Raw genomic sequence first — 16407 nt, 5'->3', positions numbered from 1 at the left:
GTAGCGTTCTCACAGAAGGTGTTAAGCCTTTGACTCTCGTTTTACTAAGGACAATCCGGCCAAGCTCATGACAAATACTTGCTTTTCATCTCACCTGCGGCGTATTGCTGCAACCTCTTTGCTACTCGTTGCGCCGATGGCTGTTTTCGCGGAACAGGCACCGGCCGCCCCTCAAATTGACGCCAAAGCCTGGATTTTAATTGACTACGCCAGCGGCAAAGTGCTGACCGAATCCAATGCCGATCAGCGACTCGATCCCGCCAGCCTGACAAAAATGATGACCAGCTACGTGGTTGGCCAGGCAATCAAATCCGGCAAAATTAAACCTGACGATATGGTAACAGTGGGGCAGGATGCCTGGGCTACCGGCAATCCTAAACTGCGGGGCTCTTCTCTGATGTTTCTGAAGCCCGGCGATCGTATCCCGGTGCATGAGCTGAACAAAGGGATTGTGATCCAGTCCGGGAACGATGCCTGCATCGCGCTGGCGGACTATGTTGCCGGCAGTCAGGATTCCTTTATCGGTCTGATGAATAACTATGTGAAAGCGCTTGGCCTGAAAAACACCCACTTTATGACGGTGCATGGTCTGGATGCCGACGGACAGTACAGCACCGCGCGGGACATGGCGCTGATTGGTCAGGCACTGATTCGGGATGTGCCGGAAGAGTACGCCCTGAACAAGGAAAAAGAGTTTACCTTTAACAATATTCGTCAGATGAACCGCAACCGTCTGCTCTGGAGCAGCAATCTGAAGGTGGATGGGATTAAAACCGGCCACACTTCTGGCGCGGGAAATAACCTGGTCGCTTCAGCCACCGAAGGCGATATGCGACTGATCTCGGTTGTGCTGGGCACCGCCAGCGATGCCATTCGCTTCCGGGAAAGTGAAAAATTACTGACGTGGGGCTTCCGCTTCTTTGAAACCGTGACCCCAATTAAAGCAGGTGCGCCTTTTGCCCAGCAGCGCGTCTGGTTTGGCGAACATAATCAGGTCAACCTGGGTGTGGAAAAAGACGCGGCGCTGACCATTCCCAAAGGGCAGATGAAAAACCTGAAAGCCAGCTACAGCCTGACATCGCCGCAGCTAGAGGCGCCGTTGAAGAAAAACCAGGTCGTGGGCACTATTGATTTTCAACTGGACGGCAAAACGATTGAACAGCGTCCGCTGGTGGTGCTGCAGGATGTGCCGGAAGGCGGCTTCTTCAGCCGCATCATTGATTTTGTGATGATGAAGTTTAATGGCTGGTTCGGAAAGTGGTTCAGCTAAAAACAGGGGACGCCGCGGCGTCCCTTTTTTTAACCTTGTGTCCAGCCTTTACGAATCGGTAAAGCGAACAGCGCCCGATAGAGCGGGTTGATGATATTGAGCAGGCGTTCGCCATACAGTTGCCAGGCAAGGTGTGACGCCAGGCAACCCAGCATTCCCACCAGAAAACCGCCCAGCATATCCATTGGCCAGTGAACCCCAAGGTAAACACGGGACCAGGCGATTGCGGTGGCGACCACCATCAGAATGATGCCCGACCAGAGCCGATGCCAGAACAGGAAAGCCAGCGCAAAGGTGAAAATCGTGGTGCCGTGATCGCTGGGATAGGAGTCATCGGCCGCGTGCGCAAGAAACTGATGACCAAAATTGATCGCGAAAGGGCGCGGATGCGGTAACAGCTGCCCAACGCACCAGGAGATGGCGAGCGCGTACAGCAGCGCAATGCCGGTTTTTAATACCAGCACACGTTGTGAGGCAACCCGATCGCGCGGTCCCCACAGCCACAGTGCCACAATCAGCAGCGGAACGATGGCGATTAAGTCTCTGGCGATGAAGATGGCAAGCTGCAATAACCAGTGAGGCGAATCCGGTGTTGCGTTAATTGCCATAAACAGGGTGCGGTTCAATTCTTCCATTACGGGATCGGTTCCTCTTACTGATGTTCAGATTCTCTCAATCCGGGAAAAAGGGCTTAAGTCAACGGGCGAAACCGGATTGAGTCTGTCGCATCTGCTAGCACATACTGCTAACAAAATAAGCTGCCTATCCTGCGTGCAGACGGTCAGAGAGTCCATCACAAGGTTCTTAATCTGCGTTAAGGTTGCAAAACGGTTTAAGTTTAATGATGTTTTAGTGTCCAGGCAGGGCGGGCAGGAGAAAGGCATAAAAAAACCCGCTGGGAAAAAGACCAGCGGGCTCCACAATTTGGGGATTTCAAAGAAAAGCAGTGGCACTTATTCAGACTGTGGTCGGGAAAAAAAGTTCTGGACGTCAGTAAAAAAATTTTATAAGGGCAATAACGGCCAGATAATAACGATTAATGTTCCCGCCAGCGTCAGCAAAACGTTCGCGATAGCATAGGTCCCGGCGTAGCCGAGTGCCGGGATGTTACTGCGAGCCGTGTCGCTGATTATCTCCATGGCTGGCGCGCAGGTGCGTGCACCCATAATGGCGCCAAACAGCAGCGCGCGGTTCATGCGCAGAACATAGGCGCCAAACAGGTAGCAAATCACCACCGGTAACAGGCTGACCAGCAGGCCGCATAAGAGCATCAGTGCGCCGTTACCCGATATGCCGTGGTCGATACCGCTGCCGGCGCTCAGCCCGACGCCCGCCATGAATACCATCAGCCCGAACTCTTTCACCATCGTCAGCGCACCCTGCGGGATATAGCCAAAGGTAGGATGGTTAGCGCGCAGGAAGCCCAGCATAATGCCGGCAAACAACAACCCTGCGGCGTTACCGATGCCAAAGCTAAAGTTGCTGAACTGGAACGTAATTAACCCGACCATCAGACCGATGATAAAAAAAGCACAGAATGCCAGCAGGTCGGTCATCTGACTGTGAATCGCCACAAAGCCGATGCGATCCGCTACGCTCTTCACCCGTCGCGCCTCGCCGCTGACCTGCAACACATCACCTTTGTTCAGCATGATGTTGTCATCAATAGGCATCTCGATCTGGCTGCGAATCACGCGGTTGAGAAAGCAGCCGTGATCGGTAAGGTTGAGTTTGCTTAGCCGTTTGTTGACGGCATTGTGGTTTTTCACCACGATCTCTTCCGTCACAATCCGCATATCCAGCAGATCGCGGTCAAAAACTTCTTTGCCGTTACGAAAGCTGGCATCCAGGCGCGCGTGGGCATCAGGATAGCCCACCAGGGAAATATCATCCCCCAGTTGCAGCACCGCATCACCATCCGGGCTGGCAAGGATGCCATTGCGGCGAATTCGTTCGATATAGCAGCCGGTTTGCCGGTAAATACCGAGCTCACGCAAGTTTTTGCCGCCGCTCCACGCCACCAGTTCCGGGCCGACGCGGTAAGCACGAATCACCGGCAGAAACACTTTGCGCTGGCTGTCGGCGTCAAGACCGCGTTCGCGCGCAATCTGCTGGGCGCAGGTGGGTAAGTCCTGATGTTGTAAACGGGGCAGATAGCGTGCGCCGAAAATCAGGCTGACTAACCCGACAAGATAGGTTACAGCATAACCCAGGCTGAGTTGATCCTGCATGATGCCCAGCTGTCTGGGATCGCTGATGCTCTGGCGCAGCGTATCACCCGCGCCAACCAGGACCGGCGTGGACGTCATGGAGCCGGCCAGTACGCCTGCGGTCAGGCCGATGTCCCAGCCAAAGAGCTTGCCGAATCCCAGGGCCAGCAGCAGGGCGCTGACCACCATCACAATGGCGAGCATGAAATAATTTTTGCCATCCCGAAAGAAAATGGAAAAAAAGTTGGGGCCTGCTTCAATGCCGACGCAGAAAATAAACAACATGAAACCCAGGCTCAGGGCATCCGTATTCATCGAGAAGTGTTGCTGACCTAATAATAATGAAACCACTAATACGCCAATGGAATTTCCGAGTTGTATCGAGCCAAAACGTAATTTCCCCAGGCAAAGTCCCAGTGCCAGTACGAAAAATAATAACAGAATGTCATTACCTCTTAACAATTCTGCGATGTTAACATTCAACATTTTAACTTCTTGTTTACTTGTAACCTATTGAAGAGAGGCCTGTTTTTCGCTATCTTGAGCAGGCCGTAAGATTACCTCCAGCTATCACTGATGTCTGAAAAGGTAACGCGGCCAATATTCTAATCAGAAAAATCATTCTCAGCCATTGGCGACTTTCATTCGTTCTCAAAACGACTGTTTCTTTTTATTTCCACCAGGCTCGGCAAGGTCAAAGGCGAAGTTTTGGCATGTTTTTAATGAGTGGGGAGTTATGCCGCAGCGTTATTATTTCTGGGCAACCTGCGTATCAGGTGGCGTGTTTTATTGTGTCGTGTTTATGTTTACCCAGGATTTCCGGCTGTCAGGCACGCAGACGCTACACAGCCAGCCTGAATTGCTGCTTTTTTTACTGCCGGGTGCCGTCATGGCGCTCATGCAGCGGGAGGCGCCGCTAAAAAGCACGCTGGTGATGGCGTTTACTGGAACGGTGCTGGCTGCGCTGCTGCTACATAGCGTGTTTGCCGGGAGTGCCAGCTGGAATTATATTGCTGTCTGGAGCATGAGCGGTATGTTCTGGGCGGGATGCGGGGCATTGCTGGTGCGGTTGCTGCGACTGATCGCGGCGTCAAAGCGTTAGGCGACTGTGTTGAGCTGCATCCTGCCGTTGTCGCGTTAACGCACGCGGGGCTGGCTTGACCGATCATCAAGGCGCGGCTGGCATCACGCCAGCGCGCACTTTTCAGGACGTCAGTTCTGATACATCCGTTGCTCAGGCAACAAATCCCAGATTCTCTTTTGTCCAGGCGGCGAATTCGGTGTAGCCACCAATATGCTGCTCATCCAGAAAAATCTGCGGTACGGTGCTGACAGGTTTACCTGCACTGGCTTCCAGATCGGCTTTAGTGATGCCTTCCGCCTGAATATCAACATACTGGTAATTGAAATCGTCACGCCCGGCCTGCAGCTTATCCGCCAGTTCTTTCGCCCGAACACAGTAAGGGCAGCCGGGACGACCAAAAATAACAGCAATCATTGAGAACTCCTTGCGAGGTCAGTGTGTGATGACGATCACACGACAAAGTCTGGAAAGCCGGTAATGATGCCCGCTCGTCGTGCTTAAAGAAAGCAGGATTTACCTGTTAGTCTGATGCCCGCATCCTATGACGTCGCAAAGCCGGGCCCGGTGCTCTGCAATGGCACTCTCCGAAACCGCTGATGGGCAATTTTAAGGATCTTATCCATAATTGAGACTCAGTCAGCCCTGAGGCAGGAGGAAACCATGCGGAATGTCGCAAAATTGCCCAAGACCATACTGGCAATGGAGGCGCTGGGCGGCGTACTTATCGCGAGCGCGCTGCTGGTCGTTAACCAGTGGTTACCCGCACTGCCTGCCGGTGCCGGGAGCACGCGCCTGGCGACCGCACTGTTTATTATTGGCATTCTGCTGATGTTACCTGCCGCCTGGCTATTGATGTGGCGCTGTGCCAAAGCACTTGCGCCGCAGTTGTTCAACCTTTCTGAAAAAAAAGATAATTAGCTGGAGATTTTATGACACCGACTATCGATTTATTATGCAGCCACCGTTCCATCCGTTCTTTTACGGATCAAAAGGTGAGTGCTGAACAGCGTGAGGCGATTATTGCTGCGGCCCAATCGGCGTCCACATCCAGCTTTTTGCAGTGCTCATCTATTGTACGCATCACCGATCCGGCGTTACGTGACCAACTGGTTACCCTGACGGGCGGTCAGACATGGGTGGCCGAGGCGGCGGAGTTTTGGGTATTTTGCGCTGACTTTAATCGTCACCTGCAAATCTGCCCTGATGCCCAGTTAGGCCGGGCAGAACAGCTGCTGCTGGGCTGTGTGGATACGGCGCTGATGGCGCAAAATGCCATGGTGGCAGCGGAATCCCTGGGGCTGGGCGGCGTCTTTATTGGCGGCATTCGTAATAATATCGCTCAGGTTACCGAACTGCTGGGCCTGCCAAAATTTGTGCTGCCGCTGTTTGGTTTCTGTCTTGGCTATCCTGAATCCATACCGGATGTTAAACCGCGCATCCCGCAGTCGATGCTGGTGCACGAAAATCGTTATCAACCAGTGGATCCTGCGGTGCTGGCTGATTACGATAGCCGCACGGCGATCTACTATGAACAACGCGACAGCAACCAGCGTAGCGAAACCTGGAGCCAGTTGATTCAGCGCCTGATCATCAAAGAGACGCGCCCGTTTATGCTGGATTACCTGCATCAGCAGGGCTGGGCAACACGCTAATTTAACGCAAGGATTTTGATTGATGAAAATGGCCATTCTGTCGCGCGATGGAACGCTCTATTCCTGTCGCCGTTTACGTGACGTCGCCGAACAGCGCGGTCATTTTGTTCAAATCATCGATCCGCTCTCGTGTTACATGAACATCAACCCCGCCTCGCCCGGTATTCACTACCGTGGCGAGCCGCTGGGGCACTTCGATGCCGTTATTCCGCGCATTGGCACCGGGATTACCTTCTACGGCACGGCGGTGCTACGCCAGTTCGAAATGTGCGGCAGTTATCCTTTAAATGAATCCGCCGCCGTGACCCGCGCGCGTGACAAATTGCGTTCCCTGCAGCTGCTGGCGCGGGACGGAATTGATATGCCGGTAACGGGATTTGCCTCTTCTCCTGACGACACGCAGGATCTGATCGCCATGGTAGGCGGCGCGCCGCTGGTGGTGAAACTGGTCGAAGGCACGCAGGGGATCGGCGTGGTGTTGGCAGAGACGCGCCAGGCGGCAGAAAGCGTTATCGATGCCTTTCGTGGGCTGAATGCACACATTTTAGTGCAGGAGTTTATTCAGGAAGCGCGCGGACGCGATGTGCGCTGTCTGGTCATTGGCGATCGGGTCGTGGCGGCCATTGAGCGCCAGGCGAAAGAGGGCGATTTTCGCTCGAATTTACATCGCGGCGGCAAAGCCTGCACGGTTGACATTAGCGAGCAGGAGCGCGAGATGGCAGTCAAAGCCGCCGCGGTTCTGGGGCTGGACGTCGCGGGGGTGGATATTCTGCGCTCGGCGCGCGGCCCGCTGGTGATGGAGGTGAATGCTTCACCAGGTCTGGAAGGGATTGAAACCACAAGCGGTCTTGACATCGCCGGCATGATGATTGACCACATTGAACGGCATGCTACCCCCGGGCTCCGTCCTAAAACCACGGGTTGACCCGCGCTTTTCAGTGGTTTTCGTGGAATCTCACCACGTTTTTCCGTAAGCTAGGTCGCTTATTTATCACCCCATGGGATTTTACAATGGATTCTCTTGTCGTTCCGGATATCGACCTGCTGCGTCGTTGGCTGGATCAGCAAAATATCACTTGGTTTGAATGTGATGCTTGTCAGGCACTTCATTTGCCGCACATGCAAAACTTCGACGGGGTGTTTGACGCTAAAATCGACCTGGTCGATAACGTCATTCTGTTTTCGGCACTGGCCGAAGTAAAACCGACTGCGCTTATTCCGCTGGTGGGTGACTTATCGCAAATTAACGCCAGTTCGCTCACGGTGAAGGCGTTCATCGATATACAGGATGACAACCTGCCTAAGCTTATTGTTTGTCAGTCAATGATGACCACTGCCGGGTTAACCTTCGGGCAGTTTGCACATTTTATGAAGCAGAGCGAAGAAGAAATTTCCATGGTCATTATGGAAGCCTTTGCCAATAATCTGCTGATGATAGGTGAAGACGAAGAGCACGTCTCAAGCAGCAGCATCCATTCTGTTCTGCACTAAGTACAGGATCTGATTAAGCCGTCACCCGTGACGGCTTTTTTTATTCCCGGCGAATGTCTACTTGCTGACCCGCGCTATTTCCCGCCCCGCCGATGCAGCCGCAAAGATCCCTGTCTCCGGCACGCGTAATTCTTAATGTTATCAATTGTGAACGACATAGATTAATTTATAACCGTAATGTTTTATTCTGCATTAAGCCCTTAATTGCCAGATTTATGACGTTCTTTATGCCATAAAAGCCGAACCTCATAGCTTAAACATGCCTAAAATATTGAGTTCAGGCGTTTTTTACGCTGAGGTCTGGTGAACCCTTAACGGGGGGGCTATGCTTGCGGGGCGGCGACAAGCCTTAGATTGCCGCGCAGGTATAGGTTTTTACTATTAAACGTCCACTGAATAATGATTCATTGTGTCACTGAATTTTAATCATAAAACGCAAAACTGAATCACTGATGTGCAGCGTTGTTATAACCCGCTCAGGAGGATTAAAAGCATGTTCAACCAACGTCAAAAATGGTTGTCAGGTGTGGTTGCTGGGGTGCTGATGGCTGCTTCAGCCAGTACCATGGCGGAAGATAAGACGCTGCACGTTTATAACTGGTCGGATTATATTTCGCCAGATACCGTGCCTAATTTCGAAAAGCAGACCGGCATTAAAGTCGTCTACGACGTGTTTGATTCCAACGAAGTGCTGGAAGGCAAACTGATGGCCGGCAGTACGGGTTACGATGTCGTGGTGCCTTCTTCCAGTTTCCTGGCGCGTCAGCTTCAGTCCGGCGTGTTTCAGCCGCTGGATAAAAGCAAACTGCCAAATTATAAAAATCTGGATCCCGCGTTAATGGCGAAAGTGGCGCAACACGATCCGGGTAACAAATATGCGATTCCTTATTTGTGGGGCACCACCGGCATTGGCTATAACGTCGAAAAAGTGAAAGCTGCGCTGGGCGCGGATGCGCCGGTAAACAGTTGGGATCTGGTCTTGAAGCCGGAAAACCTGGAAAAACTGAAAAGCTGTGGCGTGTCTTTCCTGGATGCGCCTGAAGAGATCTTCGCAACCGTACTTAATTATTTGGGCAAAGATCCTAACAGCAGCGATGCAAAAGATTATTCTGGCGCCGCGACGGATCTGCTACTTAAGCTGCGTCCGAATATTCGTTACTTCCACTCTTCGCAATATATTAACGATCTGGCGAACGGCAATATCTGTGTGGCTATTGGCTGGTCAGGCGATATTCTTCAGGCGAAAAACCGTGCGGAGAAAGCAAAGAATGGCGTCAACATTGGTTACAGCGTACCGAAAGAGGGCGCACTGGCCTTCTTCGATATGATGGCGATTCCAAAAGACGCGAAAGATGTGGATGCCGCTTACACCTGGCTGAACTACATCATGGATCCGAAAGTGATTGCTGACATCTCCAATAAAATGAATTACGCCAACGGCAATAAAGCGTCACTGCCGCTGATTAATGCCGATATCCGTAATAACCCGGGTATTTACCCGACGCCGGATGCCATGGCCAAACTGTTTGTGCTGAAGGTCCAGGATCCAAAACTGGATCGTGTGCGTACGCGTGCATGGACTAAGGTTAAAAGCGGTAAGTAATTCGACAGCATATGTTTTGTGACAGCAACAGAGGCGCAGTGCAGGCCTCTGTTGTGCCATTTTTAGCGGCACTGTTTGCCGCGTTGTTCCGCCTGGCTCCGGAGAACTACATTCGTGAACGATGCCATCCCTCGCCCGCAAAATAAAACCGCAAAAGCGTTAACGCCGCTGCTGGAAATTCGCAACCTGACCAAATCGTTTGACGGCCAGCATGCCGTGGATGATGTCAGCCTGACCATTTACAAAGGGGAGATTTTCGCTCTGCTCGGCGCGTCCGGCTGTGGCAAATCTACCCTGTTACGCATGCTGGCGGGTTTTGAACAGCCCACCAGCGGCCAGATTGTGCTGGATGGGCACGATCTCTCCCATGTCGCGCCCTATCAGCGGCCGATCAATATGATGTTTCAGAGCTATGCGCTGTTCCCCCATATGACGGTGGAGCAGAACATCGCCTTTGGCCTAAAGCAAGACAAACTGGCAAAGGGCGAAATCGCCAGCCGCGTGGAAGAAATGCTGTCACTGGTGCACATGCAGGAATTTGCCAAACGTAAGCCGCACCAGCTTTCAGGGGGACAACGGCAGCGCGTGGCGCTGGCGCGCAGCCTGGCAAAGCGGCCTAAACTGCTGCTGCTGGATGAACCCATGGGGGCGCTGGACAAAAAGCTACGCGACCGTATGCAACTGGAAGTGGTCGATATTCTGGAGCGGGTCGGGGCGACCTGCGTGATGGTGACGCACGATCAGGAAGAGGCCATGACGATGGCGGGGCGAATTGCCATCATGAACCGGGGCAAATTCGTGCAAATTGGTGAGCCGGAAGAGATTTACGAGCATCCTACCAGCCGCTACAGCGCCGAGTTTATCGGTTCAGTCAACGTGTTCGACGGTCTGCTGCGTGAACGTCAGGAAGACGGCCTGGTGATTGACAGTCCGGGCCTCAAGCATCCTCTGAAAGTGGATTCCGATGTGTCGGTCGTCGATAACGTGCCGGTTCACGTTGCCCTGCGCCCGGAAAAGGTGATGCTGTGTGAAGAGATCCCTGCCGATGGCTGTAACGTCGCGGACGGTGAGGTGGTACACATCGCGTATCTGGGCGATCTCTCCATTTACCATGTTCGCCTGCACAGCGGTCAGATGCTCAGTGCCCAGCTACAAAATGAACATCGCTACCGCAAAGGTATGCCGACCTGGGGCGACCAGGTGCGCCTGTGCTGGGACAGTGACAGCTGCGTGGTTTTGACAGTTTAAGGAGGCGCGATGAGCCAGATTTTTCAACGCACGAAAGCCCCGGCTAAGCTGCTCGGTACACCGTTGCAGCGCTGGGCAACGCGCATAAAAATGCAGCACGGGCGCAAGCTCGTCATTGCATTGCCTTACCTGTGGCTGATTCTGTTTTTTCTGTTGCCGTTCCTGATTGTTTTAAAAATCAGCTTTGCGGATATTGCCCGTGCTATTCCGCCTTACACCGAGTTGGTCACCTGGGCTGACGATCAGCTGAGTCTGGTGTTGAATCTGGGCAACTATGTCACGCTCAGTGAGGATCCGCTGTATATCGACGCCTATTTGCAGTCGTTAAAAGTGGCCGCGATCTCCACTGTCATCTGTCTGCTGATTGGTTATCCGCTGGCCTGGGCCGTCGCGCACAGTAAGCCCTCGATGCGGTCTGTCCTGCTGCTGCTGGTCATATTGCCGTCGTGGACGTCGTTCCTGGTGCGGGTTTACGCCTGGATGGGGCTGCTGAACAATAACGGTATTCTTAATCGTTTTCTGATGTGGACAGGCGTGATCGATCATCCACTGGTGATCCTCTACACCAATACGGCGGTCTATATCGGGATTGTGTACTGCTATCTGCCGTTTATGGTCTTGCCCATCTATACCGCGCTGACGCGTATCGATTACTCGCTGGTGGAAGCCTCGCTGGACCTGGGCGCGCGCCCGCTGAAAACCTTCTTCAGCGTGATCGTGCCTCTGACCAAAGGCGGCATCATTGCCGGTTCCATGCTGGTGTTTATCCCGGCGGTCGGCGAGTACGTGATTCCCGAACTGCTGGGCGGACCGGACAGCATCATGATTGGTCGTATTCTCTGGCAGGAGTTCTTTAACAACCGCGACTGGCCGGTGGCCTCCGCGCTGGCGGTGATCATTTTGCTGATTTTGATTCTGCCGATTATCTGGTTCCATAAACATCAAAACCGAGAAATGGGAGAGAAGGGATGAATAATCTGCCAACGATCCGTTCTCCCTGGCGCACGGCGATTTTGGCCTGCTGCTTTATGTTTCTGTACGCGCCCATGCTGCTGCTGGTGGTTTACTCCTTTAACAGTTCCCAACTGGTTACGGTCTGGGAAGGGTTTTCATTTCACTGGTATCAGGTGCTTTTTCAGGACGATGCCATGATCGATGCGGTGCTGCTGAGCCTCACCATTGCCGCGCTTTCCGCCACCATGGCGGTGGTGCTGGGTACCATGGCGGCGGTGATCATCGTGCGGTTTGGGCGTTTTCGCGGCCATAACGGCTTTGCCTTTATGCTCACTGCACCGCTGGTCATGCCCGATGTGATTACCGGCCTGTCGCTGCTGTTGCTGTTTGTCGGGCTCGGCAATGCGCTGGGCTGGCCGACAGAACGCGGTACGCTCACCATCTGGCTGGCGCACGTGACCTTCTGTACCGCCTACGTGGCGGTGGTGATCAATTCGCGCCTGCGCGAGTTGGACCGGTCAATTGAGGAAGCCGCAATGGATCTTGGCGCGACGCCGTTGAAGGTCTTCTTTGTGATCACGGTGCCGATGATTGCGCCGGCCATCGTGACCGGCTGGCTGCTGGCCTTTACCCTGTCACTGGATGACCTGGTGATTGCCAGCTTTGTGACCGGCCCGGGTGCCACCACCTTACCGATGGCGATTTTTGCCACGGTACGACGTGGCGTTAATCCGGAGATCAACGCGCTGGCTTCCCTGATCCTGTTCGTTGTGGGCATCGTGGGCTTTATTGCCTGGCGCGTCATGGCACATGAAGAAAAACAGCGTTTAAGCGATATTCAGAAAGCGAAACGTGGCTGAAATCCCCGACTTTTGCCATTCTATAGAAGGGCTGGTTAATCCAGCCTTTTTATCGTCATGGTGGAGTGAAAGACATGTCGGAAATGCTTAAACACGGCGCTGTTTTACCGGCTGCCCCGGTCCCCGTCACGGTGGCGGGCGTGGCGATTATCGCAACGCGCTGCCTGAGCGTGTTGATGCTGGCGAATGAACTGGGTTATACCGAGCTGGCCAACTTTGTCCATCGCAGTGCGCAGTCATGGGATTCCACGCTGATCTTCATCGCCAGCCAGGTCATTTTCTTATTTGAATTGCGCTGTGCCTTCACGCTGATGCGCGGAAGCAACCGGGGACGCTGGGGATTCGTGGCGGCGCAAATTGTGGTGCTGTTATATATGTTGATGGCCTCCACAGGCGGGATCTATCCGGAAATCTACAGTATTGCCGGTGAAAATAATCTGCAGATTATTCACCGCACGCTGCTGCAAAAACTGCCCGATCTGATGGTGTTATTACTGCTTTTTCTGCCCGCCAGCAGCCGCGCATTTTTCCGCAAGCGGTGATACAATCGCGCTCCGCCAACCTTCCCGACAGTTAATACAGGCTTTACCATGCACTGCGCGCTCTATGACGCTCACCGTTGCCGCTCTTGCCAGTGGCTTGAAAAACCCTATCCCCAGCAGCTTGATGATAAAGGGGCCCGGCTGAACCAACTGCTGGCCGCGTTTTTGGTTAAACAGTGGCTGCCGCCGGTAACCTCAGCGCAGCAAGGGTTCCGCAATAAAGCAAAGATGGTGGTAAGCGGCAGCGTTGAGCGTCCGGTTTTCGGCATGGTGCAGCGCAACGGCGAGGCGACAGATCTTTGCGCATGTCCGCTCTATCCCGACAGCTTTTCCCCGGTACTGGCGACCTTAAAACCCTTTATCGCGCGTGCCGGTTTAACGCCGTATAACATTGAACGTCAGCGCGGTGAACTGAAGTATTTGCTGCTCACCGAAAGTACCCAGGGCGGCATGATGCTGCGTTTTGTCCTGCGGTCGCACACCAAACTGACACAGCTGCGTAACGCCCTGCCGTGGCTACAGCAGCAACTCCCACAGCTAAAGGTCATTTCAGCCAACATACAGCCGGTGCATATGGCTATTCTGGAAGGGGACGAGGAGGTCGCATTGACATCCACTCAGGCGCTGGCGGACGAGTTTAACGGCGTGCCGTTGTGGATTCGACCACAAAGCTTTTTCCAGACCAATCCTCAGGTCGCCAGTGCGCTGTACGCGACGGCGCGCGACTGGGTACGTCAACTGCCGGTGACCAGCATGTGGGATCTGTTTTGCGGCGTGGGCGGATTTGGCCTGCATTGTGCCTCACCCACGTTAGCGCTTACCGGTATTGAGATCAGTCCCGAAGCCATCCAGTGCGCGCAGCGCTCTGCGCAGATGCTGGGTCTGAACAACGTCAGTTTTGCCGCACTGGATTCCACCGCGTTTGCCACTGAGCGGGATAGGGTGCCACAGCTGGTGCTGGTGAATCCGCCGCGTCGCGGGATTGGGGAAGCGCTGTGTGATTATCTGAGCGCCATGGCGCCTGACTATGTGCTCTATTCAAGTTGCAATCCGCAGACCATGGCACAGGATATTGCCCGGCTGAAGGATTACGAGGTTACCCAGGTACAGCTGTTCGATATGTTTCCGCACACGGCGCATTTTGAAGTGCTGACGCTACTGACGCGTCAACGGTCAGGCGGGCCAGCCTGATCCTCTGCTGAACGGAGAAGAGTGCAGAACCGATCAGCAGATACGCCGCTGGCCCATGAGCGTTATTCAGGAAACCATTTCTGATTGATTTTCTGCCAGCTGCCGTTGGCTTTCAGGGCCGCCAGCGCCTGATTAAATTTATCCCGCAGTGGGGCGTTACCTTTGCGCACCGCAATCCCCAGGCCGGTACCAAAGTACGCCGGGTCCGTAACGTGTTCACCGACGCTGGCCAGATCGTTGTTGGTTTTTAACCACTGATTGACAACTGCGCTGTCGCCAAATACGCCGTCAAGACGTCCGTTTTTCATGTCCAGAATCGCATTCTGATAGCTGTCATACGCGACGACGTTGATTTCCGGATGCTTGTCCTGCAGATATTTCTGGTGCGTTGTACCGTTCTCAACGCCGATACGTTTGCCTTTCAGCGCATCAATAGCGGTAAATTTCCCTTTAGGCGCAATCACAATGGCGGAGTTCGCGTAATAGGGCTGAGTGAAGTCAACCTGCTTACTGCGTTCAGCGGTGATATCCATACCGGCAATCACGGCGTCATAGCGGCGGAACTTAAGTGAGGGGATCAGGCTGTCAAAGGCCGTGTTGGTAAACGAGCATTCCGCTTTCATCTGTTCGCACAGCGCTTTCGCCAGATCGATGTCGAAACCGACAATCTGATTATCGCTGTTCAGCGATTCGAAAGGTGGGTAGGTGGCAGAGGTCGCGAAGCGAATTTTCTCAGCAGCCTGAGCGCTTACGGCCAGGCTTACCAGTGCAGCGGCAATCATCCATTTTTTCATTACAGGCTCCCGTTAGCCATCAATAACACAGCAAGCGAATGCGCCACACGATGCCAGTAAATGAATTTTTATGCAATAAATATGATTATAAAATTAATCAGGCAGGTTGCCCTGCCTGCGGGTTAATTTCGCCGTTCGAACGCCAGGGCGCGTTTCTCGATCAGGCGCATCATAATGGTGAGCAGCCCGTTGACACAGAGGTAAATCAGCCCGGCAGCCGCGTAGACCGTGACATCATAGGTCCGGCCATACAGCAGTTGACCATGGCCCATGACCTCCATCAGCGTAATGGTAAACGCCAGGGATGTGCCCTTAAACACCAGCACCACTTCGTTGGAGTAAGAAGACAGGGCGCGCTTAAACGCATAAGGCAGCAAAATACGCAGGGTTTGCCGGGGCGTCATGCCCAGGGCTTCACAGGACTGCCACTGACCAGCGGGAATGGCACGAACGGCGCCGTAAAACAGCTGAGTCGTGTAGGCCGCGCTGTTAAGCGACAGGGCCAGCATGGCGCAGAGCCAGGGCTGTGATAACAGATGCCATAACCAGGGCAGCGTTTGCAGGCTGGGAAACTGGCCCGGCCCGTAGTAGATCAGGAAGATCTGCACCAGCAGCGGCGTGCCGGTAAACAGGGTAATAAAGCCTTTTACCAGCGGAGAAAACAGCGGGGTTTTCAAGGCCAGTACAATGGTAAAGAGCAGCGACAGCAGCAGCGCGGTTACGAGCGAGGCCGCGGTCAGGCTCAGGCTGGTGTTAAGCCCTTTAAGCAGTTCGGGTAGATAGCTCAGCATCAGCTGTTCCCCCGCTCAAAACGCGTGGTGCGCAGTTCAATTCGGCGCAGTACGGCCTGACTGAAAAGCGTGATCGCCAGATAAATGGCCGCCGCCACTAAAAACCAGGTGAAAGGCTCCTGGGTGCGGGTCGCGATACTTTTCGTCTGCAACATAAGATCGTTAACGCTAATCAGCGACACCAGCGCCGTATCCTTTAGCAAAACCAGCCACTGGTTTCCCAGGCCTGGCAAGGCATGGCGCCACATTTGCGGCATAATCAGACGGAAAAAAATCGCTGACTTTTTCATGCCGAGCGCCTGGCCGGATTCCCACTGTCCAATCGGGACGGCTTTCAGCGCGCCGCGCAGGGTTTGAGAAGCATAGGCCGCATAAAGCATGGCCAGAGCAATAACACCACAGAGGAACGGGCTAACGTCAAAGTTTTCAATGTGCATCTGAACCGGCAGCGTAAACAGGCCGAAGTTCAGCGTAAAGCCGTCGGATAAGGTCAGCAGCAGCTGTGATGCGCCGAAGTAGATAAACAGCACGACCAGGATTTCCGGCAGGCCGCGAATCAGCGTGACGAGCGTGGTTCCGATCCACGCCAGCGGTTTCAGTCGCAGTGACTCCCAGCCGGCAAAGATCATCGCCAGCACCAGGCCAGCGATGAGGGCACAAACAGCAAGGCCGACGGTCATGCCGGCGGCGCTTGCAAGCGGGATTATTTCATTCATC

At 53.8% G+C, this 16407-nt stretch carries 18 protein-coding genes; 12 read left to right on the top strand and 6 right to left on the bottom strand.

Annotated features, from left to right (window positions below; genetic code table 11):
• The first annotated feature begins 67 nt into the window (after positions 1-67).
• Complete coding sequence (locus P9J57_RS13835; protein ID WP_013025193.1) at positions 68-1270, top strand: serine hydrolase; 1203 nt, start codon at positions 68-70, stop codon at positions 1268-1270.
• A 29-nt stretch (positions 1271-1299) separates the two neighbouring features.
• Here the strand turns inward: P9J57_RS13835 and ybjG are convergent, their stop codons facing one another.
• Both ybjG and P9J57_RS13825 read right to left on the bottom strand, forming a co-directional pair.
• Positions 1300-1905: an undecaprenyl-diphosphate phosphatase gene (gene ybjG / locus P9J57_RS13830; protein WP_013025194.1), complete on the bottom strand. Its 606-nt coding sequence runs from the start codon at positions 1903-1905 to the stop codon at positions 1300-1302.
• Positions 1906-2274: 369 nt separating this feature from the next.
• Positions 2275-3963, bottom strand: a complete 1689-nt coding sequence (locus P9J57_RS13825) for an aspartate:alanine antiporter (RefSeq protein WP_028714974.1) — start codon at positions 3961-3963, stop codon at positions 2275-2277.
• 253 nt (positions 3964-4216) lie between these two features.
• On the opposite strand from P9J57_RS13825, the gene ybjM reads away from it, so the two are divergent.
• Entirely contained in the window at positions 4217-4582 is a 366-nt protein-coding gene (ybjM, locus tag P9J57_RS13820) for an inner membrane protein YbjM (RefSeq protein ID WP_014606215.1), read from the top strand.
• A gap of 132 nt (positions 4583-4714) precedes the next feature.
• On the opposite strand, the gene P9J57_RS13815 is transcribed toward ybjM, so the two are convergent.
• Positions 4715-4978 carry a GrxA family glutaredoxin gene (locus P9J57_RS13815; RefSeq protein WP_013025197.1) on the bottom strand — a complete coding sequence of 88 codons (264 nt, stop codon included), beginning with the start codon at positions 4976-4978 and terminating at the stop codon, positions 4715-4717.
• Between the two features lie 246 nt (positions 4979-5224).
• On the opposite strand from P9J57_RS13815, the gene P9J57_RS13810 reads away from it, so the two are divergent.
• From P9J57_RS13810 to rlmC, 10 genes are all read left to right on the top strand, one after another.
• The gene (locus P9J57_RS13810) at positions 5225-5482 is read left to right on the top strand and encodes a DUF1418 family protein (protein ID WP_014593290.1); all 258 of its coding nucleotides are present in this window, start codon (positions 5225-5227) and stop codon (positions 5480-5482) included.
• Positions 5483-5493: 11 nt separating this feature from the next.
• Positions 5494-6216 (top strand): oxygen-insensitive NADPH nitroreductase, encoded by a 723-nt coding sequence (gene nfsA / locus P9J57_RS13805; protein ID WP_014593291.1) that lies wholly within the window; start codon positions 5494-5496, stop codon positions 6214-6216.
• A gap of 22 nt (positions 6217-6238) precedes the next feature.
• Complete coding sequence (gene rimK, locus P9J57_RS13800) at positions 6239-7141, top strand: 30S ribosomal protein S6--L-glutamate ligase (RefSeq protein WP_014593292.1); 903 nt, start codon at positions 6239-6241, stop codon at positions 7139-7141.
• An 86-nt stretch (positions 7142-7227) separates the two neighbouring features.
• Positions 7228-7707, top strand: a complete 480-nt coding sequence (locus P9J57_RS13795) for a type III secretion system chaperone family protein (protein ID WP_014593293.1) — start codon at positions 7228-7230, stop codon at positions 7705-7707.
• 493 nt (positions 7708-8200) lie between these two features.
• Positions 8201-9310, top strand: a complete 1110-nt coding sequence (potF, locus tag P9J57_RS13790) for a spermidine/putrescine ABC transporter substrate-binding protein PotF (RefSeq protein WP_014593294.1) — start codon at positions 8201-8203, stop codon at positions 9308-9310.
• A gap of 114 nt (positions 9311-9424) precedes the next feature.
• Positions 9425-10558 (top strand): putrescine ABC transporter ATP-binding subunit PotG, encoded by a 1134-nt coding sequence (gene potG / locus P9J57_RS13785; protein ID WP_014606214.1) that lies wholly within the window; start codon positions 9425-9427, stop codon positions 10556-10558.
• Between the two features lie 9 nt (positions 10559-10567).
• Positions 10568-11530: a putrescine ABC transporter permease PotH gene (potH, locus tag P9J57_RS13780; protein ID WP_013025204.1), complete on the top strand. Its 963-nt coding sequence runs from the start codon at positions 10568-10570 to the stop codon at positions 11528-11530.
• The gene (gene potI / locus P9J57_RS13775; RefSeq protein ID WP_013025205.1) at positions 11527-12372 is read left to right on the top strand and encodes a putrescine ABC transporter permease PotI; all 846 of its coding nucleotides are present in this window, start codon (positions 11527-11529) and stop codon (positions 12370-12372) included. Before potH ends, potI begins: the two co-directional genes overlap by 4 nt.
• A gap of 74 nt (positions 12373-12446) precedes the next feature.
• Positions 12447-12914, top strand: a complete 468-nt coding sequence (locus tag P9J57_RS13770; RefSeq protein ID WP_014593297.1) for a YbjO family protein — start codon at positions 12447-12449, stop codon at positions 12912-12914.
• A gap of 48 nt (positions 12915-12962) precedes the next feature.
• On the top strand, positions 12963-14105 hold the full coding sequence (gene rlmC, locus P9J57_RS13765; RefSeq protein ID WP_116584345.1) for a 23S rRNA (uracil(747)-C(5))-methyltransferase RlmC: 1143 nt from the start codon (positions 12963-12965) through the stop codon (positions 14103-14105).
• Between the two features lie 62 nt (positions 14106-14167).
• On the opposite strand, the gene artJ is transcribed toward rlmC, so the two are convergent.
• From artJ to artQ, 3 genes are all read right to left on the bottom strand, one after another.
• Positions 14168-14899 carry an arginine ABC transporter substrate-binding protein gene (artJ, locus tag P9J57_RS13760; protein WP_015700668.1) on the bottom strand — a complete coding sequence of 244 codons (732 nt, stop codon included), beginning with the start codon at positions 14897-14899 and terminating at the stop codon, positions 14168-14170.
• A gap of 122 nt (positions 14900-15021) precedes the next feature.
• Positions 15022-15690 carry an arginine ABC transporter permease ArtM gene (gene artM, locus P9J57_RS13755; RefSeq protein WP_013025209.1) on the bottom strand — a complete coding sequence of 223 codons (669 nt, stop codon included), beginning with the start codon at positions 15688-15690 and terminating at the stop codon, positions 15022-15024.
• Positions 15690-16406, bottom strand: coding sequence for an arginine ABC transporter permease ArtQ (gene artQ, locus P9J57_RS13750; RefSeq protein ID WP_015700667.1), 717 nt, complete (start codon positions 16404-16406; stop codon positions 15690-15692). Before artQ ends, artM begins: the two co-directional genes overlap by 1 nt.
• Position 16407: the final 1 nt, after the last annotated feature.

This window comes from Pantoea sp. nfd-35 (assembly GCF_056892255.1).
This window is presented reverse-complemented; position numbering and strand designations above follow the sequence as displayed.